We start from the raw sequence: 21,181 nt of genomic DNA on the forward strand, positions 1-21,181 counted from the left end.
TGAGGGTCATGGTCTGCGGAGAGTTGGCGGTGATGGGCTTATCTTAAGCTGCAAAAGGCCGTGGCGTCTCTTTTTGCTGAAGGCCGTGCGCCCGCGATGACATGGAGGCAAAGCTGTCATCGGGCCCTCAAGGGCTTGTTTCCATGCTCTTGAGGCTAATACATCGCATTTAGGACTGGACTGTGCCTTTGGCCCGTATAGGTAGTGTGGCTGTCTTGACTTTGATCTCATTGTACAAATGGGGAAGCGTATAAGTGCGCGAGTCATAAACCAAGGTAGGCCACAGGGCGTGTGCTTTAGTCAGGTCGATCAGCCGTTGATCAGGGGGAACGGCCACATAGGAATTGGGGGCCTGGTAACGATACTGACTTACCTTTTGTCCCGGCTCAAGAACGGTCAGCACATCGTGTTCCAGATAACCGTAGTTCTCCCCATACTGCATCATGGCTCGCGGCTTGGTGGCATGGCACAGGTCTTGGCCGATCATGGGATGAAAGCTCGAAACACCTGCTAGCGATAGCAGCGTGACTGGCAGATCAATCTGACTAATCAGCCGGTCATCGCTTCTGGCGGTGATGCCTCCACCTAAAATCAGCGCTGGAATATGAAAATGTTTGAGTGGAATCTGATTCGCACCCCCTACGCGAGCATCGTGGTCGGCTACTACCAAAAATACCGTGTTATTCCAGTACGCAGCATTTTTTGCCTTGGCAAAAAACTGGCCTATAGCCCAGTCAGCATAGCGAACCGTATTTTCCACCGAGGCGCTTGGGCTGCTAGCTTCAATACGGCCTTCAGGGTATTCCCAGGGCGAGTGATTGGATACTGAAAAGGCCAGGCACAGAGTGGGCTGTTCGCCACTGGAGCCCAGAATGTCATCGACCTTATTGAACATGTCTTCGTCGCTGGCGCCCCAAGTGCCTACAAAGGCGGGGGCTTCGAACTGGGCCTGTTCATGCAGCTCGTCAAAGCCGTTGCTCATGAAAAAGCTTTTCATATTGTCGAAATGGGCTTCACCGCCGTAGACAAAGTGTGAACGATAGCCCTCAAGTTTCAGACTTTGCGCCAGCGTAAAGAAACGGCCCTGGGCGCCGGACAGGCGGACGGCTGCGTCAGAAACCGTAGGCGGGAAGCCGGCGCTAAGTGCTTCGAGACCCCGTACTGAACGAGTTCCTGTGGCGTAGGCGCGCGTGAAGTTCCAGCCTTGCCCCGCGAGTTCGTCCAGGCATGGGGTAAGATCTTTTCCACCCAGGTTGCCAACAAACTGAGCACCCAGGCTTTCTTCGACAATAATCACGATATTCAGCGGACGCTTCTGTTGCCTGGCGCAAGCTTGCTTATGCAGGCTGTTTAACGGCCCGGCCTGTGGCTGTATATTGGCCTGTTCAAGTACCAGACGGTGTACCTCGGCGTCGGGCATTTTGCCGTAAACCTGCGAGGCAGAGCGTTCGTTTTTGATGCTGTAAATAGCATAAGCCACACTGTAGACTGAGTTTAAGGCAAGGGTGTTGAGCAGGCTGTCGCCACAATAGGCTACGGTAGAGGGATTGATCGGCCGATGACGCAAGGTTCCTCGGATGCCCGCAAAGCATAAGGCTGCTGCCAAAATGCTCAGCAAGGCTGCGGTCAGGGCCGAAAACTCGTTGACGGCATCCGGCGGTGGGGCCAGACTGCGAAAACCGCCAACGCAGATAATAAGGAAAAGCCCCAATGCGAGTCCGATGGCGACTTTATAGCCGCGCCAAAGCATTCCCATGACTTCCTTGGGATGCTTTAAATAGTCGATGTATAAACGATTGGGTCTGGTGTCATATTCAATAATGAACTGTGGGGTGGATACTTCCAGCAACATAATAATTGCCCAGGCAGTGCCCAGCCATAACTGGTTCAATCCTTGAGCCCATTCTGCATTATTCAGCCAAGGCGAGGCTAGCAGAGGCAGAGCAGTCACTATCGCTATGGTGGTGGTATCAATGCGCAAACCACCGAGCAAAATGGGGACAATTCCGCCAGCATTGCGTACACGCTCCCGTATCCAGAAACACAGGGCTAGCCGGGTGGCAGTTAGCGTCAGATAAGTGAGCAAGACAAATGTCAAAACCTGTAGATACAAAGCTATTCCTTTTGCTAGCGTCGAGCGTCGTTTAAAGTTGTGAGTCTAGGGATCGCCCGTCAAAAGGATGTCAATCAAATATCAAGTTTCCATCAAGCTTGAATCTAAATGTATCGTAGAGAAACGTTGTGTTTGTTTGCCCTGGACGGTCTTGGCTTCAGGTGGGTAAATTTTCGGTACCCGGGGCGGGAAAGCTTGATACGGCGCCTAAAAGCCGTTAGGGTTGAAAAAACAGCTTTTAAGCTCTGGCCAGCAAAATCCTCAAACCGTTTTTGCTGCGTTAATGAGCATGTGGATAGCGGTTTCAGGCGTTTATTCTCAATCAGAGGAGACACTTCAATGACATCCCCGGCAATAGTCACAGCTCAGCAGTTTTCCGCGCTCCTAGCGCAGCGTCGCAGCACTCGAGATTTTGAAGATACGTCCATTCGTCTGGAGCAGGCGCTGGCGATATTAACGGCGGGACAAGGCATTACGGGCAGCGAAGGACAACGGGCAGCCCCTTCTGCCCATCGGCTGTACCCCTTGCTGTTGCGACTGCTTGCCCGGAACGTGCAGGGGCTCGAACCCGCCTTGTATGATTACTTTCCAGAGAACAACGAACTAAAGCGTGCCGGGGAGCTTCCTGCCGAGGGCGTGTTGCTTGATGCCTCGTTGGCCAGTGATTTCTGGCTGGAAGATGCTCCTTGTGTGGTGGTGATCTGTGCCAATATCAAGAAAGCAATCGAACACTTCGTCGAGCAGGACATCGAAGGACAGCAGCGGGGACAGCGCTATGTTGATTTTGAAGCGGGCGCAGCGTCGCAGAATATGCATCTGCAATCCATGATGGAAGACTTGGGCGCCATTGTCGTAATGGGTGTAAACGAACAGGCGCTTAAGGTGTCATTACAGCTGGCTGATGATGTAGAGGTCGTCGCCGCCCTTTGCGTGGGCCATATTCCAGCTCATCCTCTGGGCTAAGGCACGGTCAAAGCAGGCGGCTACTTTCAGGTCCGGACCGTCAGGCCCGAGCTGCCGAGCCTAGGGGCTGCTCGCGTATGGGCAGGTTGGCAATGGCAGCAATAGCCGCAAGCACCATGTCGGCATACCACATCCATGTGAAGTCACCAAAACGGCTAATGGCAATGCCCCCGAGCCAGGCACCTAAGAAACCGCCAATCTGGTGTGACAGCAATGTCAGGCCAAACAGGGTGGCCAGATAGCGAGTACCGAATAACTTTGCCACCACTGAGGCGGTGGGCGGCACGGTGGCTAGCCAGGTAAAACCCAGCCCTATCGCGAATACATAGAATACCCATTCGGTACGAGGCATCATCAAATACCAGGCGACTAATAACACCCTGGACCCGTACATCATCGCCAGTACATACTTACTGCGATATTTTGAGATTGCCGATCCAGCGTAGATACTGCCGAATATATTGGCCAGGCCAATTAATGCCAGAGACCAGCTGGCCACGCTAGGTGGTAATCCGCATAGGTCGATCTCGCCAGGAAGGTGGGTTACCAAGAAGGCAATATGAAAGCCACAGGTGAAAAAACCCAGGTTCAATAACCAATAACTGCGATCGTTGAGTGCCTCGGAGACTGCAGCACCCAAACGCTGCTGTGGGTGCGTTGTCGAGGTGTGAGCAGGTGATGGAGCCCCGCGCAAGCGCCATACCAAGGGCAGGGTAGCAAGAGCCGTAATTGCCATTGCCCACATGGCGCCCATCCAGCCTATGCTCTGTATGAGCTTTTGCAGCACTGGCGCAAAGACAAACTGCCCGAATGATCCGCCGGCGTTAATTACGCCAGAGGCCTCGCCCCTGGATTCATTAGGAATACGGTTTGCTGCTGCGCCAATCAGTGTCGAGAAACTGCTGGCGCCTGAACCCATCGAAGCCATCAGGCCTATCGTAACGGTCAGGCCGAAGCCGCTGCCAATCATGGGTGTCAGTGCGCAGCCTAAAGCGAGGATAATCAAACCTGCTACCAATACGCGCCCCGGCCCATAGCGATCGGCGACAGCGCCCGCGATGGGTTGAATAGCGCCCCAGGTCAGCTGTCCGACAGCCAAGGCCAGGCTGATGCTAGTGATACCCATGCCAGTGGTGCTGTTCATGGGGCTGATAAACAGACCCATGGATTGACGTATGCCCATGGTCACCATGAGTACGCCTGCCGCCGCCAAGGTAATAATCATGACGTCGGGGCGGCGCAGCGTTCTAAACATAAAAAGGTCCTGGTCTGAGGTGCTTAATTAACAGAACAAAGTATCTGGGAGGCAGTATGAGCTGAAAGTTTCAGTTTTTTTTACTTCCAAAAAACGTCAAAAAACTGTTTCAAAAATTTCGGGAGGTTTTTTGTCATCCTCTTACTCGGGTGTTAACCTTTATCTGGTTCGCGACACAAACGGTGTCGCTTATTTTTTTGAATCCGATCAAAAGAGAGTACGACCATGACCGTATCTGCCGTCCCCTACGATCGATCTTTAAGCCTTATACCACGAGCGCTCGCGCTCGTTTTTTTATATGTCTGGGCTTGCTGTTTTACGGCTCCCAAGCCCAGGCACAAACACCGCCCGAGTCTGCCCAAACCACACAATACGATGTGCTGGCTGACCTGCTGGAGAATGAGGAAACGCGAAATCAGCTGGTAGAACAGCTGCGTGGCTTAGCGGTGCAAGGAGCCGAAGACCCTGCCCAGACCCCGTCAGAACGTGGTTTGCTGAGGGCAGATAATGCAGAAGGATCCTCGGTTTCAACAACTATTGCGCTTAAGCTTCAAAGCTTCGCCTCTAGCTTGCGTCGAGACATACACCAGACCTGGCGCGTTTTTGGAGCATTAGGAGATGCTGATTCCCGGGCTATGCAAGCACTTAGCAGCTGGCGGCCCGCATTGCTGAATTTGTTGATTACTATTCTGGTTGTAGGACTTGTCTACGCGGTGTGCCGATTACCGGCGCAGCGAGCCTTTGCCCGGCTGAATGCCTGGGCTACCCGGCCACGCTCCCTTCCCGAGGATGCCGTGCCAGAGCCGTCCGGGATCCGTTTATCTGAACAGCCTAAAGCAGCCGTTGCCGGGCGGCGGGGAAGACGAGTCCCCAAGCACCTGGGGCGCAAGTTTATGGCTGCCCTTGGTGCGTTGGTGGTGGATGTAGCGGTCACCGTAGTGGCCGCCTTGGCGGGCTATGTTGCCGTGCTAAGCAACCCCGGCTCGGCAGGGCAGGCAAGCCTGCTGGCAATGCAGTTTTTAACGGCTTTTGTGGCTATTGAAGTGGTTAAGGCATGTAGTCGAGGCGTCTTTGCTACACGTTATGAGCAACTACGTTTATTGCCGGTAAGTGCGGAGAATGCCACTTACTGGAATCGCTGGATTGTTATTCTGATTAGCGTAACTGGCTATGGCTTATTGGTGATGGTGCCGGTGGTGAAAACGGTGCTTTCTACGTCGGTAGGCCAGTTGCTGGGCGTGGTGCTGATGATTGCGGTGTATGTCTACGCAGTCAGTGTGGTCTGGAAAAACCGTAAATCGGTCAGTGCAGAACTAACGCGCAGTGCCGAACACGCCACCACCTCGGTGTTCGGTACGCTGATGCGCATCGCCGCACGTAGTTGGGCGTGGCTCGCTTTGGCCTACCTCACAGTGCTGCTATTGGTGAGCCTTGCAGATCAGCAGCATGCCTTGTCCTATATGGGTACGGCAAGCTTGCAGACACTGCTTGCGGTGCTGGTGGGAGCGTTTCTCTCTATGCTGCTGCAATCTTGGATGACCCGCAGATTGCATCTATCAGAGCGCTGGAATCAGGCTTTCCCCCTGTTGGAACGTCGCCTGAATTCATATATACCGGCTTGCTTAAAGGCGTTGCGGCTGGCTGTGACAGTAGTCGTTGTGCTTGTGATTCTGGACGCCTGGCGAGTCTTTGACCTGACGCTCTGGCTGAGTTCCGCAAATGGACAAGCGGCTATTAATACCGTGTTCCGCGTGGCCGTTGTGCTGCTGATTGCTGCCTTGACCTGGACTGTGCTTGCGAGTGTTATCGAGCATCGCCTGTCTACGTCTCAAGGTACGCGAGTGCCTACAGAACGCGAAAAAACCTTGTTGATGCTGTTCAGGAACGCCTTGGCTATTCTGATTAGTACCATGACGGCGTTGGTAGTGCTGTCACAGGTAGGTATTGACATTGCGCCATTGATTGCGGGGGCAGGTGTTGTGGGCCTGGCGATTGGTTTTGGAGCCCAGAAGCTGGTTCAAGACGTGATTACCGGTATTTTTATACAGCTTGAAAACGGTCTGAATCAAAATGATGTCGTTGAACTGGTGGGTCTGTTTGGTACGGTGGAAAAGCTCACTATACGTTCGGTAGTGATCCGTACTCTTGATGGGGGCTATCATCTTATCCCGTTTTCCTCTATTGATAAGGTCAGTAACCACACTCGCGATTTTGGCTATCACTATGGCGAATATGGGGTGGGACTAAGGGAGTCTGTAGACGACGTCATTGCACAAATGCATCTGGCCTTTGAGGCCCTGAAGAAAGATCCCGAAGTGGCAGCTGCCATTATTGACGACATCTCGATTCCGGGCGTGACCTCAATTAATCAACAGGGCTACACCATACGCGTCCTGATCAAGACGACTCCGGGGATGCAGTGGGCGGTGCAGCGCAGTTTTAACCGCTTGATCAAAATGTACTTTGACGCGGCAGGTATTGAACTGCCTTACCCGCACACCGTATTGCATTTTGGACGCGATAAAAATGGCTTTGCCCCGCCTGTGGATATGCGCATGGTAGACGCGGTGGCTCATCACGAGGGCAAGTCTCACACCGAACCTGCACCTGGGCAGACCTTAAGGCCCTTGCCGGATGCAAGCTGAAAGTGGCAAAAGGCTTAGCCAGTCGCCGCTTTCAAGTATGGCCTTGTGCGCTTGCACCTGCATGACAGCTTCGTTGAGCAGATGAGCCTGCGATCTGCCAAGCCGGGCCTGGATAGTCCAGGCCCGAAAATTGCTAGGGGAAACGATGCGTGATGAATCAGATTGAATGACTTATTTTGCTCGGGAGCCCTTATGACTATGCTAGAACGTCCTGAATTACTCAAGCAGCAAGCGTATATTAATGGCCGATGGGTTGACGCTGATTCTGGCGAAACCATCGACGTAGTCAATCCATCCAGCGGCGAGCGCATTGGTACCATTCCAAAAATGGGGGCCGCGGAAACAGCCAGGGCGATCGCGGCGGCCAGCGACGCTTTTAGTTCGTGGCGGGCGATGCCAGCAAAAGCGCGGGCTGGCATCATGCGCAAATGGTTTGACCTTGTCATGCAAAACCAGGAAGACCTGGCTCGCCTCATGACGCGTGAGCAAGGCAAACCCTTGGCTGAGTCGCGGGGAGAAGTCGCCTACGGTGCATCTTATCTTGAATGGTATGCCGAGGAAGGCAAGCGCGCCTACGGCGAAACCATACCGGGCCCAGGCGCGGACCGTCGCATTCTTGTGGTCAAAGAGCCCGTGGGGGTGTGCGCAGCCATCACACCGTGGAATTTTCCCCTTTCGATGATTACCCGGAAAGTTGGTGCAGCCTTGGGAGCCGGCTGCACAATTGTGGTTAAGCCGGCTACGCAAACGCCTTATTCGGCTTATGCCTTGGCTGTGCTCGCTGAAGAGGCGGGGGTTCCGGCAGGTGTGTTTTCGGTGATCACCGGATCGGCATCCGAAATCGGCAAAGAGATGAGCTCTAATCCTGCTGTGCGTAAAGTTAGCTTTACAGGATCAACTGAAATTGGCCGTCTGTTAATGGCGCAAAGTGCAGAGCAAATCAAGAAAATTTCTCTGGAACTGGGCGGTAATGCCCCGTTTATTGTCTTTGACGACGCCGATCTGGATGCTGCAGTTGAAGGCGCGATGGCCAGTAAGTATCGCAATATGGGGCAAACCTGCGTGTGTGCTAATCGCATTTATGTGCACGACAAGGTTTACGATGCCTTTGCCGAAAAATTCGTGGCTGCGGTTAAAAAGCTGAAAGTCGGGGATGGCATGGATGAGGGTGTCACACAGGGGCCCTTGATTGACCAGAAGGCCATCGATAAAGTGAACGAACACATTGCCGATATTCTGGAAAAGGGCGGCAACGTGCTGATCGGCGGCGATTCACACGAGCTCGGCGGCCTTTTCTTTCAACCAACGGTAGTCGCTAATGCAAGCTCTGAAATGATGGTGGCAAAAGAAGAGACTTTTGGTCCGCTTGCACCTTTGTTCCGTTTTCATAGCGACGACGAAGCGATAAGCATGGCTAACGACACTGAATTTGGTTTGGCCGCCTATTTTTATAGTCGTGACATAGGCCGCGTCTGGCGCGTTGCCGAAGCGCTGGAATACGGGATGGTCGGTGTTAATTCGGGCATTCTCTCCAACGAAGCGGCACCCTTTGGTGGTGTCAAGCAATCGGGGATAGGGCGTGAAGGCTCTAATTATGGCCTGGACGACTATATGGTGGTGAAGTACATGCTGATGGGGGATTTAACTAAGGCTTTGCTGATTGACGTGGGGTATAGATATGCTTTACCCCCTGAAACGCCTCTAGCCCCCATGGCCCCAGCTCTCTTCCTATGCCGCTGTGCTTGAAGCCGCCCCATGAGCCGGCAGAAGGGACGAACTGGTGGCTGTTGATCCAGGTAACTCCGCTTTCCAGCTGTACAGCAAGGTCTTCAGCCTGGCTGATGTCGCCGCTTATTATCGTAGCCGCCAAGCCAAAATCACTGCTGTTGGCGATGCGGATGGCGTCGGCTACATTGTCAAATTCCTGAACGCACAGCACCGGACCAAAAATTTCTTCAGTCCAAAGCGGACTGTCTGCAGGTACATTCTGATAAATGGCAGGGCGCACAAAAAAACCGTTTTCCGGCAGATCAAAATCCAGGGCCGCAAACAGATCAACCAGACCGGACTCTTGGGCCGTCTTCTGATACTGCTGAATTGTCGTCCGTTGGGCGGCGCTGACCACCGGGGCCAGGGTGGTGTTCTCGAGTAATGGATCACCCGCAAGCAAGGTGGTGGCACGTTCCAGTAAGGCAGAGTACAAGGCAGGTGCAACACTATGGTGCACCACCAATCTGGAGGTGGCCGAACACATCTGGCCTGCGTTCGAGAAAATACCCGTCCACACCCACTCACATGCCTGTTTTATATCGGCATCGGCCAGAACGATAATGGGCGATTTTCCGCCTAGTTCCAGCGACACTGGACGTACGCCAACCGAAGCCGCCTGCATGACCCGCTCGCCGACCTCGTTGCTACCTGTGAAAGATATTTTTGCGACATTGGCGCTTGCACACAAAGGAGCGCCAACGTTCGGGCCGTCACCATGTACTATATTTAACACGCCTGCGGGCAAGCCTATATCTTGAGCGATGTTGCCCATGATCTGCTCTGGCAGGGGGACGAGCTCGGAAGGTTTCCAGACAACGGTGCAGCCAGCGGCAAGGGCCGGGGCTATTTTCCATGCCGAGGTGACAAGTGGGAAATTCCAAGGAGTGATCAAGGCAGCGACTCCAAGGGGAGATGTATAGGCTTTGGCACTAAAGCCGTCGACATTGATGTTGCGCTCTTTTCCTTGCTCTGCATCAAGCGTGTCTGCCAGACTGGCGTAGTAGCGATAACAGTCTATCGCATCGTCCAGATCAAGCTCAGCTTCGACCTTGAGCTTACCGCTATACAGCACCGATAAGTCAACCAGTTCGTCGCGACGCGTTGACAGCTCTTTTGCAATATTTCGTAAATAGTCGGCTCGTTTGGAACTGGGTAAGTCGCGCCACTTGGGAAAAGCGTGATAAGCAGCGTCGACGGCCGCTTTGACATCAAGGGGAGAGCCTGTTGTCAGAGTGGCGATGGCGATGCCTGTAGCAGGATTATGTACAGGAACCGTGTTTTCTGACTCGCTGTCCAGCCACTGATTTGCGATAAATTGTTGATGTAACTTACGCATAAATTCCTCACCGTTGTTTCAGTCTTCCAGGGCGTCAAGCCACGAATCTGCCTGTATTTCGATGACCAGCGGTGCTTGCTGACTCCAGTTCTTCAAAGCGCTAGCCAAGGTCTCCGGACTCGTGACGCGACAATACGGAGCTTTCATACTGCCACATAATTCCTTGAATTTGGGCGCAATAATGTTCACTCCGAGGCGCTCAACGCCGGCCTTGTCCATATAACGGCGAATTTCCTCGTAACCGCAATTGTTCCAGATAATGACAAGGACGTTGATTCCTTCTTGCATCATGGTCGCCAGCTCGGCGACAGTGAACATCAAACCGCCATCGCCGACCAGGGCCACTACCCTAAGGTCGGGCTTTGCTACTTTTGCGCCTAAGGCAGCGGGCAAGGCATAACCAAGTGTGCCATAGCCTGTGGACGCGTTAAAATAGCGTCGGGCAAAACGTTGGCTGACAAGATGGTTTCCTGCGTAGACCGGGGTGGTTGAGTCACCCACCAAGATAGCATCAGGAAGGTAGGTTTCAAGGTTCTGGTAAAGGGGCAGATACGGGCCGAAGTCGTCGTCGTGAGCCAAGTTCAGGGCCTTGCGTATTTGTATTACACAGGCGTTTCCATTGTGGTCCAGAGGCTTATCAAACGATAGAGCCAGGGCTTCGGCAAAGCTGCGTGCATCTGACACGATACCCAAGGCAAGGCTGTTATGACTAGCCACTTGTTCAGCGTCAATGTCTACCCTGATCAGCCTGCCGTTTAGCGCGAACCCGTCGTCAAACACCACATCGTAGTCTGTCTCCCCGATCTCGGTGCCTAGGGCCAGTATCACGTCAGCCGCTGCAGCGAGTTCGCGTACGGGCTGGAATGCACCGTTTGCGCCCAGATCAAGAGGGTGCGGAGAGTTAATCGTCCCGGGCAATACGCCTTTGGCATTGATGGTGGTGATGACTGGAGCATCTAGTAATTCAGCCAGGCGCTGAACCGATGCGGCTGCAGATGCACAGCCCCCCCAATTAATAGTAGCGGACGAGAAGCTTCGGTTAACCAGGACGCCGCCGTTTCTATCGCCTGCGGAGTCACCCCCGCACTATAGAACAAGGGTGGGTTTGGACGCAGAGGAGTTTGCAAAGGGGCGTCCAGCAAATCAATGGGAATTTCAATATGTACAGGGCCAGGACGTGCTGCCTTGAATAAGGCGAAGGCGCGGGCCAGCGCACCCGGCAGTTGCTCCGGATCGAGTATGGTCTGACTGAAGCGGGCTACGTTACTGACCATGTCACGCTGCGACGCAAGTTCATGGAGACGGCCTTGCCTGGAGCCCAGGGTATCAAGCCGGCCAACGCTGGAAACGACAAGCATCGGAACTGAATCGGCGAGAGCCTGGCCCATGGCTGTCATGATGTTGCTCATGCCAGGGCCGGTAATAATGAAGCACACCCCTGGCTTGCCGCTTGCACGGGCATAGCCGTCGGCCATGAAACCGGCGCCTTGTTCGTGGCGCGGACTAAGGTGGCGAAGACCGCTTCCTTCCAGGCTGCGGTATAGCTCGATAGTATGGACACCCGGGATGCCAAACACATGCTCAACTCCCCAGAGTTCCAATTGCTGAATAAGAAACTGGCTGCAGGACAGCATCGTTATTTATCCTTTGTGTTCGTTAACGCCGGTATGCGGGCGCGCTATGCGTTTGTTGGAGTCGGTGACGCTGAAAAGAATGAAGCTAAGCAAAGCAGCCGTCAGGCTGTAATAAATAGGGGTGTTGGCCAGGAGGCCGTCTTTGAACATGAACACGCATGCCACGAGGGCCCCAACGGCCATACTGACAATTGCACCACGAGTTGTGGCCCCACGCCAGTATATAGCGCCGATTAACGGGATCAGCATTCCGCCAACCAGCAGGTTATAGGCCATCGTCAGGGCGCTGATGACATCGCCAATAGCGGGCGCAATAATTAATACCAGTACACCCAGTCCAAGCGTACACACCCGATTGACGTTAATGTTTGTATTTTCTATAGCTGCATTGCCACGCAGCAGGGGCCATAAGTCTTGTGCGGCAGTGGTGGAAGAAGCCAATAAGCCTGCGCTGGCGGTAGACATCAGGGCCGCCAGACTGGCGGCTACCACCAGACCCCGAACACCCGTTGGGAGCACATCAGTCACAATTGCCGCAAAGGCATTATCCGGCACGCTTAAATCAGGCAGCATGACTTTGGCTGCCATGCCGATAACAGCGCACGCAAGGCCATAAAGAATGCAATAAAGTCCACTGACCACACCAGCCCGAACCGCAACTTTTTCTGACCTTGCCGTAAACACCCGTTGCCAGATATCCTGGCCAATAAAGATGCCTAGGAAATAAATCAGAAAGTAGGTAAGAATTGTGTCGTAGCCGATATTGCTGAATGATAAGTGCGTCTCTGGCAAAGACCCAGTCAGGGTATCCCAGCCACCTGCACTGTAGACTGATATAGGCAAAAGAATGAAAATCAGGCCTACCGTCATGATAATGAACTGGATGATATCGGTCAGCGTTAGTGACCACATGCCACCAATGGTGGAGTAGATCACCACCAGACCTCCCCTAGCAGCACTCCTACGACAAAAGGCAGATTGAAAATAACCGATAAAATGGTTCCGGTGGCAATGGTGGATGTCACGGCAATCATCAGCGCATACACCAGCATAATGCAGGCACTCGCCCGTCGTGTGGACGAGCTGTAGTTCATTTCCAGTACCTGGGTGACGGTATACACCCGAAAGCGCATTAAGGGCTTTGCCAGAAACAGGCTTAAGCCGATGATACCCAGGCCTAAGGCGGCACACAGCCAAAATCCGGAAATACCATAGACATAACCCAGCCGCACGGTACCAATGGTGGATGCACCCCTAATACCGTGGCGGACATGGTGCCGACATAAAAGCCAGGACCTAAATTACGACCCGCCACCAGGTAGTCTTCGCTACCTCGTATTCGATGCAGCCCGAGCCAGCCGAAGCCCATGATCACGATGGCATAAATCAGCACAACACCAATATCAATAGCCATTTTTGTCTCCTGAGGGAAGGGTTTTTATTTTTTTAGGTGGCGTAGTGCACGCCGGGGAAAACGCACAATATTTCATAAGCCAGATTTGCGCCTAACAACGCTGTCAAGCCGCCGTGGTCATAAGGTGGACTGACTTCAACCACATCAGCCCCGACCAAATTGACACCGCGCATGCCGCGCACGATCTCCAGGGCTTGCGGTACGGTCAAGCCACCGATTTCAGGCGTACCGGTACCGGGGGCGTAAGCAGGATCTATACCGTCAATGTCAAACGAGAAATACACCGGACCATTGCCCAAGCGTTCGCGCACCTCTTGCATGATGTGACTCATGCTCTGGTGCCAGCAGCTGTGGGCCAGGTAGAGCTTGAACCCTTGCTGTGTACACCAGTCGAAATCCTCAGCTTCGTATCCGGTACCGCGTAAGCCGATCTGCACTACGCGCTCACAATCGAGCAGATCTTCTTCCACTGCACGGCGAAACGGGGTGCCGTGCGCTATTTTTTCGCCGCTCATGACGTCGTTTACGTCAGCGTGAGCATCTACGTGCACCAATCCTACCTTGCCGTATTTTTTCTTGATGGAGCGCAAAATAGGTAGTGTCATGGTGTGATCACCGCCGAGTGCAATTAATTTACATCCCTCGGCAATCAGATCGTGATAGCCGTGTTCGATCATCTGCACGGATTTTTTAAGATCGTAGGGGTTAATGGCAATATCACCTACATCTCCCACTTGCAGGCTGTCAAAAGGGGCGGCACGTGTCGCCATGTTGTAAGGGCGAAGCAGAGTGGATTCAGAGCGAATTGCCCTGGCGCCGTATCGGGCTCCAGGACGGTTTGATGTGCCGATGTCCAAAGGGATGCCAACAAAGCCAATGTCCAGCCTGGATGCATCTGTTTCGAAAGGGAGCCGCATCATCGTTGCTATGCCGCCTGAGCGAGGCATGTCGTTACCACTGACGGGCTGATTAAAACTGCGTTGGGGTTGCATGAGTACCGCCTCCTGAATAATTGATATTGCTTGTTCAGATGATTCAAGGCTAACTGCGGCACGACTAAGCTACTATGACGATTGATCAAGCTATGCATAGCCTTTTATCAATGTATTGCTCTCTATATTAGGGTTGTTACTATGTTGATCAATGTAAGAGATCTGGATTTACGGCTCATCCGTGTATTTCTGGCAATTGTGGATGCAAATGGTATTTCTGCTGCGCAAGACAGGCTTAACGTCAGCCAGTCCACCATCAGCACTCAGCTCGGTACTTTGGAAACTCGCCTGGGATTCAGGTTGTGCGAACGGGGAAGGGCTGGTTTTAAACTCACGGCCAAAGGCGAGCGTTTCGCGAAATCCGCCCGTCGCTTATTAGGCACCCTGGATGAGTTCGCCATCGAATCCCAAAACCTTGAGAAGCGTCTGATAGGCCAGTTGAATGTTGGGTTTATTGGTCATTTGCCGAGAAGTGGCAGTCGGCGTCTAAGCCGCGCCGTTTCACTGTTCAGGCAGCGCGATGAAGCTGTGCGGCTGAGCGTGTCAGTGTTATCTCCGGACCAGCTGGAAGAAATGCTTATTAATGGTCAATTGCATATGGCCATCGGCTATTTTTGGAGGAGGGCGCAGCATTTGCGATATGCTCCCTTGCTGATTGAAAAGCAGATAGCGTATTGCGGGTATGGACACGCGCTATACGAGCGTGCCGGCGACATCGGCTTTGATGAGGCACTGCGCTATCCGTGGGTTTCCAGAGGTTATGTCCCGCCAAAAAATCACTTGCGTGTTCCGCCACAGAATATACGTGCCCTTGCCAACAATATGGACGCTGCTGCTGTACTCATACAGTCAGGGGAGCACTTGGGTTATCTGCCCGAAGAAATCGGCAACAGTTATGTGCAGCGAGGTGAAATGCGTGCTTTGAACCCGCGGGGCTTAAGTTATGAAGTCACCTTGCATACGGTGGTGAACCGCGCTAGCGAAAAGGACGAAGCGCTTATGGCGTTTATGCAGGATTTAAAAAAGGCTGACAGGGGAAAAACGACGCCCCAGAGCAGGGGCGTAGAACGGAAATCATGAGGAATTAAGGCTGACCGATGGTGCAGCCGGCGGTTTAGTCTGTGGTTTGTTCCTGTGCTTCTGCTGTCGGTTTGCGCCAATAGCTAGATGCACGAATACGGCTTTTATCGATTCCGAGTTCTTGCGTCAGATACTGTCGTACTGCTTGCACGTCACTGTATTCTGCTCCGGCCCAAACGTAACCTTCCCCTTCAGGGAGGCGTAATTTACGAACCGCTGACTCAAGTGCGCTTGCACTATCGAGTCCCGCTTCGATTTCACGTACCCAGTAAGTTTCAAGCTGGCACTGACTGGCAAGTTCAATCTTGGCGTCTTCGGTCTTGGTTTGGATAACTACGATGGCTTTGGTGGTGGCTGGCAGTTCTTCCAGGCGACGTCCAATAGCGGGTATGGCGGTTTCATCGCCGATTAACAGATGCCAATCGAAGGCGGTGGGAATAATGAAAGAGCCGCGTGGTCCGCCAATACCTACGAAATGTCCGGGTTCGGCGTGGCTGGCCCAGTCAGTAGCCGGCCCTTCGTGGTGCAAGACAAAATCAATGTCGAGTTCGTTAGTGACGGGGTCATAGCGACGTGGTGTGTAGTCACGCATAGCTGGCTTGGCCTTGCTTTCATCAAAGACCAGACCAGTAGGGCCTACCGCAGGTACGTTGGGCTTTTCGCCGATCACGTCAGGCACCATTAACTTTACATGGTCATCAAAGGCGGCAGAGTAAAAACCGGCCAGATCGTCACCCGTTAAGGTGATACGGCGCATTGAAGGGTTTAAATCGCTGATGCGTTTGACAGTTAACAGGCGTGTTTTGATGGGATGCTGTATTTTTTCTACTTTAAGATGATCTGTGCTCATGGCTGCTCTCAATTTTTTGAATGGTCGTTATGGACTGCTCGGTTTTTGCAGGATTTCTTCAGACGCCCGCTGCAATATGGCGATGATGCGCCGCTGCTCGGCATGATCTGCTTCGTTTTGCGCTATTAAAGTAACGTGGAATGCTTTTCGGGCTTTTACGAATTCAGGCAGCCAGCCTGTGGCCTCTGCTGCGGCCGCTTCGCTTTCATTGGCTTGACTCATCCATAGCATCTTCTTTGCAGCATGTTTAAGAATGGCTAACAGTGGCTCTGTGCGTGCAGCCTGAAGCCGTAGATGCTCAAAGCCTGCGGGCGTGATCTGATAGGTTTTTCGCTTGCCTTTAAGCTCGACCTGCGCCAGCCCCAAGGTTTCCAGCTGACCAAGGGCGGGATACAGCACCCCCGGACTTGGGCTGTAGTAACCGTGTGACAAATCGTTGATGCGTTTGATCAGTTCGTAGCCGTGGGCTGGTGAGTCGCGCAAAAACCAGAGCAACATTAATTGCAGCTCGTCAGCGCTGAATTTACGCCCGCTGGTCAAATGACCACCACGCTGGCGCACGGCATCCGTCCCCTTTCTCATCAAAATAAGCCCCGAATATAAATGAATAAATCGTAATTCAATTTATTAAAACAATCTTACGATGTATCGTACGATATATAAACTTAAGGGAGGAGTCAATGTTTTTGTAATGCAGCCGATGGTGAAATATCGTATTAATTACTTATGGGCTTATGTGGTATGTCGTTTCTCTGTATCGTCGCCGCCCATAGTTCTCTGCTTTGTTTAGTTCTCAAACACGCAACCTAGTTTTATTAGTTCTTTGTCTACCCAAGAGCGATCTATGGTTTGGTTTTTGGTGATTTCCATCTGTTTGGTTTCGGCGGCGTGCTTTGCGCTGGCACCTTGATGAACCTCGTCCAGTTGCTCGTGATTGATACATACCACGCCATCCAAATCGCCTAAAATTAAAGCACCCGGTTGAATGACCATACCTTCTATTGCTATGGGATAACCGATTTCACCAGGTCCGGTGCGGTAGGGGCCCCGATGGGTGATGCCTAGGGCATATAAAGGCAAATTACGGTCGTATATGGCTTGTGCGTCTCTAATTGCACCGTTAAGTACAAATCCGGCAATACCTCGCATAATGGCATGCTCTAGCATTAATTCGCCCATTAGCGAATTAGTCAGATCGCCGCCTGCGTCAACGACAATGACATCGCCAGGCTGAGCGATATCTATGGCCTTATGCAACATGAGATTATCACCAGGCCGAGTTTTCACCGTTAATGCCGGGCCGGCCAAAATGCCATTTTTATGCATAGGTCGTAAAGTACAACCCCCGCCAAGTAACCTTGACATGGCATCCGATACGTTGGCGACAGGCAACGTGCGAAAACGCTCTATATTTGGGATACTGACTCTGGGTATTTGAGTACGAACTTTGAAGCCGATGGCCATGATAATTGTGCTCCTTTGAGATGTTTTAAGTTCTTTTTAAGGCAAGTTGATCTACTGTTGCCAAGCTAGGCTTATGTGCCGGATTGCCTTTAAGCACACTGACAATATGCCGCGCTGCAGTTTCTGCCATGCAAATTGCAGACCCTACGGTTACACCTGCAATATGGGGTGTAGCGATTAAGTTTGGACATGACCACAGGCTATGCTCAGGTGCCGGAGGCTCAACATCAAAACTGTCCAAGGCTGCGCCTGCTATCTGTTGGTTTTGTAGAGCGTTGACTAACGCCGCCTCGTCAATTACGCCGCCTCGCGCCGTGTTAACGAGCACGGCGCTGGGTTTCATCAACGCCAGTTTTTCTGCATTAAGTAAATGATGAGTTTCGTTATTGAGGGGGCAGTGGATGCTTACGACATCCACATTTTTAAGTAACAAGTCCAAGTTCTCTGTAAACTCAAGGCCAGTAATTTCCCGGTTTTGATTAGCGTGCGGGTCGTATATCAATACTTTCATGCCTAGGGCTAAGGCGAGTTTTGCTGTTTCTTGTCCAATCGCACCGAATCCGATCAGACCGATTAGACTGCCTTGAATGTCCTGCCCGATGAAGCTCGGTTTAGGCCACTGACCGGCCTTGACCGCTTGATCTAAAGGTTGAATCCTTTTAATCAATGCCAGGGTTAGCGAAATGCTGTGTTCGGCCACGGATCGGGCATTGGAGCCTAGCGAGCGTAAGACTGGAATGTTTCGAACTGTAGCTGCTGCGATATCTATATTGTCTACACCCACTCCATGTTTGACGATTACTTTTAAGTTGGACGACGCAGCGATCACTAAGTCGTTAATATATCCTTGCCTTACCATGATCGCGTCAATTTGCAGTTCGGCTGCTTTTGCTGCCACGGCTTCGGGCGCAGCATAAGGAGGCGAGAAAATGACGTCACAGTCGTTGTCATTCAAGATGGCAATCGCGCTAGGGGCAATTTGATGATGAGTAACCAATACCCGAAAACGTCGTGTATAGCTTGGAGGCGGGGTAATACCGTGTGGCATGGTTAGTTCCAGATAGATATTGAGCGATCAATAGTGAATATACAAATTAATGAGAAGAGTATTTTGAAATTAGGGCGCGAGCCCTTGCCGTGATGGGCGCATCAATAAAATCCCCTTCAAAATTGAAAGCACCTACGCCCAGAGCTTCCTGGGCCTGAGCTGCTGCAACTAAACGATGAGCACGTGCGAGTTCTTCTTCGGATGGAACGAAGCCTTCGTTTAGCAGTTCTACTATGCTGGGGTGTATGCATGATGCGCCATCGAAACCGAAATCTCGTGCTTCGGCGATGGAGCTTTTGTAGCTGTCAATTTGTTTGTAGTCTGCTACCGAACGTAATAGGCCGAACGATAAGACCCCGGCAGCTTTAGCCGCCATGTGTACGAGTAGTTTGGGTAGATACAACACTTCTGGAGTGGGTAGTCCTCCCATGGAAGTTGCTAGGTCTTCACTCCCTGCGCTGATGGCATACACACGTGGTCCGGTAGCTATTTCAAGTGCCTTGATTACCCCCAATGCGTCTTCAATTAAAGGAACAAAGTGGAGCGGTGGGCGTTGCATTTCTTGCTCTATAGGACTTAGTAGTTCATCGAGATTTTTTAGCGTTTCAACATCGGAAATCTTCGGTAAATAGAGTCCGAAGGCGCCAGCACGGCAAGCAGCGATGCAGTCCTCGTAGAGCAGTTGGGCGTCGTTGTTGACTCGGACAAATACGGGTGTACCTTTTTGGCCTACGCTTGTGACTGTTTTCTTGAGATTCTGGCGCGCGGCGATTTTTTTATTTGGTGCTACTGCATCTTCTAAATCCACGATAATTGCATCGGCGCCGCGCAAATGAGCTTTTTCTATAAAGCGGGAAGCGCTGCCTGGCACATACAGTAAGGATCTGATCATATTGGCTCCTTGGGCGTGGGCAAAATAGCAAGAATTTCCTCTTCAGTTAATCCAAATTCGCGCAGAACTTCAGCGCTGTGTTCACCCAATTTAGGGGCCGGCCTAGCCCACACACCTGGTGTTTTGGACAAGCGAGGAACGATGTTGTGCATAGGGAGAGAACCGAAGTCTTCATCCTCCACATCTACGATGACATCGCGCTCAAGAAAGTGTGGGTCGCTTACGGCATCGGCAATGTCGTAGACAGGACCTACAGTAGCTCCGGAATTTCGCATGATCTTTAATGCTTCATCACGATCTCGTGACGCGAACCAAGAGCTTACTGCTTGATCCACAAGATCACGGTGCTTGACGCGCTGGGTATTAGTGGAAAAGCGCGGGTCGGTTATCATTTCGGGTTTTCCGATAATCTCGAAAATTCGGGCTGCTATAGCTTGGGTGGAGCCTGATAAAGCGACATATTTGTTATCTGCGCAACGATATACATTACGTGGCGAAGCAGTATTAGAGGCACTACCTACGCGCTGTTTGATAATGCCTGTTTTCTCGAAGATGGCGGCCTCGGGTCCTAACACAGAAAATATAGGTTCCAGTAAGGACAGATCAATGACTTGGCCGTTGGACATGTTACGTTCTCGGGCTAAAAGAGCCATGCTGACAGCCGATGCTCCATATACTCCCGCAAGCATATCCGCCAACGCCAACGGAGGTAATACTGGTTCACGGTCGGGAAAGCCGGTGCGAGCGGCGAAGCCGCTCATGGCTTCTACTATGGTTCCGAAACCAGGCAAGTTAGAGTATGGGCCTGTTTGTCCGAACCCTGATACTCTCACCACTATGAGCTTGGGGTTACGGGCCAATAGCAGGTCCGGAGCCAGGCCCATTTTTTCCAGGGTCCCTGGACGGTAGTTTTCAATTAGTACGTCGGCTTGATCAATGATGAGCTTTAATGCTTGCATGCATTCTGGTTGACGCAAGTTCAGCACCAAAGAACGTTTGTTTCGCCCGTATGTTTTCCAATAGAAAGATTGGCCATTTTCACGCCAATCTCGAAGTGGATCACCACTGGGGGATTCAATTTTTATGACGTCGGCGCCAAAATCTCCTAGTTGTAGAGATAGCATGTTACCCGCTACTAATCGGGACATATCGACGACTTTATAGCGATTCAGCGGACCTACAGCCGAAGAATTAAAGCGGATTGGATCTTGAATGGTTCTATTTGAACTTTGCATTTTTAGGTTTTTTAGGCATGGAGTCGCCACGAAATAGAGTGGCTGCTTGTGGAGGGATGTGGACGCAGAGTTGCCTGTCCATGAGTTCATGATTCGTTTGAATACGAAAACTCCCACCGGGACCTGCTACTTCATGCTGGTATATAGAACCCAAGTAAATGCTGCTGAGCAGACTTACGTTCAAGGTATTGTCCTGCGCTGCATCTACGATTTCTATTTTTTCTGGACGAATGGCGATCACTACGTCTTTATCTAGCGTTTCTTTGCCGATACCACAGCGCAACAGGCTTCCGTCGGTAAGTTTGACCGTGGCCCATAAGTCGTTGGTTTCTTGAATCTGGCCGCGTAAGAAGTTGGATGATCCGATAAAATCCGCCACGAAAGAGTCAGCAGGCGTTTCGTAGATTTCTTTTGGTGTCCCCAATTGGCGCACTTTGCCATTGGACATAACGGCAATACGATCGGAGACGGCTAAAGCCTCGGCTTGGTC

General features: G+C 52.1%; 18 protein-coding genes and 1 pseudogene. 4 read left to right on the forward strand and 15 right to left on the reverse strand.

The window, feature by feature from the left end; translation table 11 throughout:
- Positions 1–169 precede the first annotated feature (169 nt).
- Complete coding sequence (locus L1889_RS04315; RefSeq protein ID WP_238664041.1) at positions 170–2,113, reverse strand: LTA synthase family protein; 1,944 nt, start codon at positions 2,111–2,113, stop codon at positions 170–172.
- 339 nt (positions 2,114–2,452) lie between these two features.
- On the opposite strand from L1889_RS04315, the gene L1889_RS04320 reads away from it, so the two are divergent.
- Positions 2,453–3,076, forward strand: a complete 624-nt coding sequence (locus L1889_RS04320; RefSeq protein WP_238664043.1) for a nitroreductase family protein — start codon at positions 2,453–2,455, stop codon at positions 3,074–3,076.
- 40 nt (positions 3,077–3,116) lie between these two features.
- On the opposite strand, the gene L1889_RS04325 is transcribed toward L1889_RS04320, so the two are convergent.
- Positions 3,117–4,331, reverse strand: coding sequence for an MFS transporter (locus tag L1889_RS04325; RefSeq protein WP_238664044.1), 1,215 nt, complete (start codon positions 4,329–4,331; stop codon positions 3,117–3,119).
- Positions 4,332–4,639: 308 nt separating this feature from the next.
- On the opposite strand from L1889_RS04325, the gene L1889_RS04330 reads away from it, so the two are divergent.
- On the forward strand, positions 4,640–6,976 hold the full coding sequence (locus L1889_RS04330; protein ID WP_238664046.1) for a mechanosensitive ion channel domain-containing protein: 2,337 nt from the start codon (positions 4,640–4,642) through the stop codon (positions 6,974–6,976).
- Positions 6,977–7,168: 192 nt separating this feature from the next.
- A complete protein-coding gene (locus L1889_RS04335) occupies positions 7,169–8,722 on the forward strand; it encodes an NAD-dependent succinate-semialdehyde dehydrogenase (RefSeq protein WP_308217594.1) in 1,554 nt (517 codons plus the stop codon).
- On the opposite strand, the gene L1889_RS04340 is transcribed toward L1889_RS04335, so the two are convergent.
- The 6 genes and pseudogenes from L1889_RS04340 to speB all read right to left on the reverse strand — a co-directional run bounded on the left by L1889_RS04340 (position 8,622) and on the right by speB (position 14,122).
- A complete protein-coding gene (locus tag L1889_RS04340) occupies positions 8,622–10,082 on the reverse strand; it encodes an aldehyde dehydrogenase family protein (protein WP_238664047.1) in 1,461 nt (486 codons plus the stop codon). The genes L1889_RS04335 and L1889_RS04340 overlap by 101 nt on opposite strands.
- An 18-nt stretch (positions 10,083–10,100) precedes the next feature.
- On the reverse strand, positions 10,101–11,129 hold the full coding sequence (locus L1889_RS04345; protein ID WP_308217661.1) for a thiamine pyrophosphate-dependent enzyme: 1,029 nt from the start codon (positions 11,127–11,129) through the stop codon (positions 10,101–10,103).
- Positions 11,039–11,716 (reverse strand): thiamine pyrophosphate-binding protein, encoded by a 678-nt coding sequence (locus tag L1889_RS04350; RefSeq protein ID WP_238664049.1) that lies wholly within the window; start codon positions 11,714–11,716, stop codon positions 11,039–11,041. The genes L1889_RS04345 and L1889_RS04350 overlap by 91 nt, the downstream gene beginning before the upstream one ends.
- Positions 11,717–11,722: 6 nt before the next feature.
- Positions 11,723–12,948: pseudogene (locus L1889_RS04355) on the reverse strand (sodium:solute symporter family transporter).
- Positions 12,894–13,130, reverse strand: a complete 237-nt coding sequence (locus tag L1889_RS04360; RefSeq protein ID WP_238664051.1) for a hypothetical protein — start codon at positions 13,128–13,130, stop codon at positions 12,894–12,896. The pseudogene L1889_RS04355 and the gene L1889_RS04360 overlap by 55 nt, the downstream one beginning before the upstream one ends.
- Positions 13,131–13,162: 32 nt before the next feature.
- Positions 13,163–14,122 carry an agmatinase gene (gene speB / locus L1889_RS04365; protein ID WP_238664052.1) on the reverse strand — a complete coding sequence of 320 codons (960 nt, stop codon included), beginning with the start codon at positions 14,120–14,122 and terminating at the stop codon, positions 13,163–13,165.
- A 141-nt stretch (positions 14,123–14,263) separates the two neighbouring features.
- On the opposite strand from speB, the gene L1889_RS04370 reads away from it, so the two are divergent.
- Positions 14,264–15,202 carry a LysR family transcriptional regulator gene (locus tag L1889_RS04370; protein ID WP_238664053.1) on the forward strand — a complete coding sequence of 313 codons (939 nt, stop codon included), beginning with the start codon at positions 14,264–14,266 and terminating at the stop codon, positions 15,200–15,202.
- A gap of 34 nt (positions 15,203–15,236) precedes the next feature.
- Here the strand turns inward: L1889_RS04370 and L1889_RS04375 are convergent, their stop codons facing one another.
- The 7 genes from L1889_RS04375 to L1889_RS18345 all read right to left on the reverse strand — a co-directional run bounded on the left by L1889_RS04375 (position 15,237) and on the right by L1889_RS18345 (position 21,139).
- Entirely contained in the window at positions 15,237–16,052 is an 816-nt protein-coding gene (locus L1889_RS04375; RefSeq protein ID WP_238664054.1) for a siderophore-interacting protein, read from the reverse strand.
- Between the two features lie 27 nt (positions 16,053–16,079).
- Positions 16,080–16,634: a PadR family transcriptional regulator gene (locus L1889_RS04380; protein ID WP_238664056.1), complete on the reverse strand. Its 555-nt coding sequence runs from the start codon at positions 16,632–16,634 to the stop codon at positions 16,080–16,082.
- Positions 16,635–16,838: 204 nt separating this feature from the next.
- A complete protein-coding gene (locus L1889_RS04385) occupies positions 16,839–17,516 on the reverse strand; it encodes an RraA family protein (protein ID WP_238664057.1) in 678 nt (225 codons plus the stop codon).
- Positions 17,517–17,541: 25 nt separating this feature from the next.
- Positions 17,542–18,564, reverse strand: a complete 1,023-nt coding sequence (locus L1889_RS04390; protein ID WP_238664058.1) for a hydroxyacid dehydrogenase — start codon at positions 18,562–18,564, stop codon at positions 17,542–17,544.
- A gap of 46 nt (positions 18,565–18,610) precedes the next feature.
- On the reverse strand, positions 18,611–19,456 hold the full coding sequence (locus tag L1889_RS04395) for an HpcH/HpaI aldolase/citrate lyase family protein (protein WP_238664059.1): 846 nt from the start codon (positions 19,454–19,456) through the stop codon (positions 18,611–18,613).
- The gene (locus tag L1889_RS04400) at positions 19,453–20,691 is read right to left on the reverse strand and encodes a CaiB/BaiF CoA transferase family protein (RefSeq protein ID WP_238664060.1); all 1,239 of its coding nucleotides are present in this window, start codon (positions 20,689–20,691) and stop codon (positions 19,453–19,455) included. The genes L1889_RS04395 and L1889_RS04400 overlap by 4 nt, the downstream gene beginning before the upstream one ends.
- A complete protein-coding gene (locus L1889_RS18345) occupies positions 20,675–21,139 on the reverse strand; it encodes a TOBE domain-containing protein (RefSeq protein WP_257793929.1) in 465 nt (154 codons plus the stop codon). Before L1889_RS18345 ends, L1889_RS04400 begins: the two co-directional genes overlap by 17 nt.
- Between the last annotated feature and the right edge of the window lie 42 nt (positions 21,140–21,181).

It is taken from the genome of Paenalcaligenes niemegkensis, assembly GCF_022230885.1.
GTDB lineage: Bacteria > Pseudomonadota > Gammaproteobacteria > Burkholderiales > Burkholderiaceae_B > Paenalcaligenes > Paenalcaligenes niemegkensis.

Excerpts from the sequence above, each read along its gene's own strand:
- L1889_RS04320 (WP_238664043.1), top strand. The coding sequence starts at position 2,453 with ATGACATCCCCGGCAATAGTCACAGCTCAGCAGTTTTCCGCGCTCCTA.
- L1889_RS04325 (WP_238664044.1), bottom strand. The coding sequence starts at position 4,331 with ATGTTTAGAACGCTGCGCCGCCCCGACGTCATGATTATTACCTTGGCG.
- L1889_RS04335 (WP_308217594.1), top strand. The coding sequence starts at position 7,169 with ATGACTATGCTAGAACGTCCTGAATTACTCAAGCAGCAAGCGTATATT.
- L1889_RS04340 (WP_238664047.1), bottom strand. The coding sequence starts at position 10,082 with ATGCGTAAGTTACATCAACAATTTATCGCAAATCAGTGGCTGGACAGC.
- L1889_RS04350 (WP_238664049.1), bottom strand. The coding sequence starts at position 11,716 with ATGCTGTCCTGCAGCCAGTTTCTTATTCAGCAATTGGAACTCTGGGGA.
- L1889_RS04360 (WP_238664051.1), bottom strand. The coding sequence starts at position 13,130 with ATGGCTATTGATATTGGTGTTGTGCTGATTTATGCCATCGTGATCATG.
- speB (WP_238664052.1), bottom strand. The coding sequence starts at position 14,122 with ATGCAACCCCAACGCAGTTTTAATCAGCCCGTCAGTGGTAACGACATG.
- L1889_RS04370 (WP_238664053.1), top strand. The coding sequence starts at position 14,264 with ATGTTGATCAATGTAAGAGATCTGGATTTACGGCTCATCCGTGTATTT.
- L1889_RS04375 (WP_238664054.1), bottom strand. The coding sequence starts at position 16,052 with ATGAGCACAGATCATCTTAAAGTAGAAAAAATACAGCATCCCATCAAA.
- L1889_RS04380 (WP_238664056.1), bottom strand. The coding sequence starts at position 16,634 with ATGAGAAAGGGGACGGATGCCGTGCGCCAGCGTGGTGGTCATTTGACC.
- L1889_RS04385 (WP_238664057.1), bottom strand. The coding sequence starts at position 17,516 with ATGGCCATCGGCTTCAAAGTTCGTACTCAAATACCCAGAGTCAGTATC.
- L1889_RS04390 (WP_238664058.1), bottom strand. The coding sequence starts at position 18,564 with ATGCCACACGGTATTACCCCGCCTCCAAGCTATACACGACGTTTTCGG.
- L1889_RS04395 (WP_238664059.1), bottom strand. The coding sequence starts at position 19,456 with ATGATCAGATCCTTACTGTATGTGCCAGGCAGCGCTTCCCGCTTTATA.
- L1889_RS04400 (WP_238664060.1), bottom strand. The coding sequence starts at position 20,691 with ATGCAAAGTTCAAATAGAACCATTCAAGATCCAATCCGCTTTAATTCT.
- L1889_RS18345 (WP_257793929.1), bottom strand. The coding sequence starts at position 21,139 with ATGTCCAATGGCAAAGTGCGCCAATTGGGGACACCAAAAGAAATCTAC.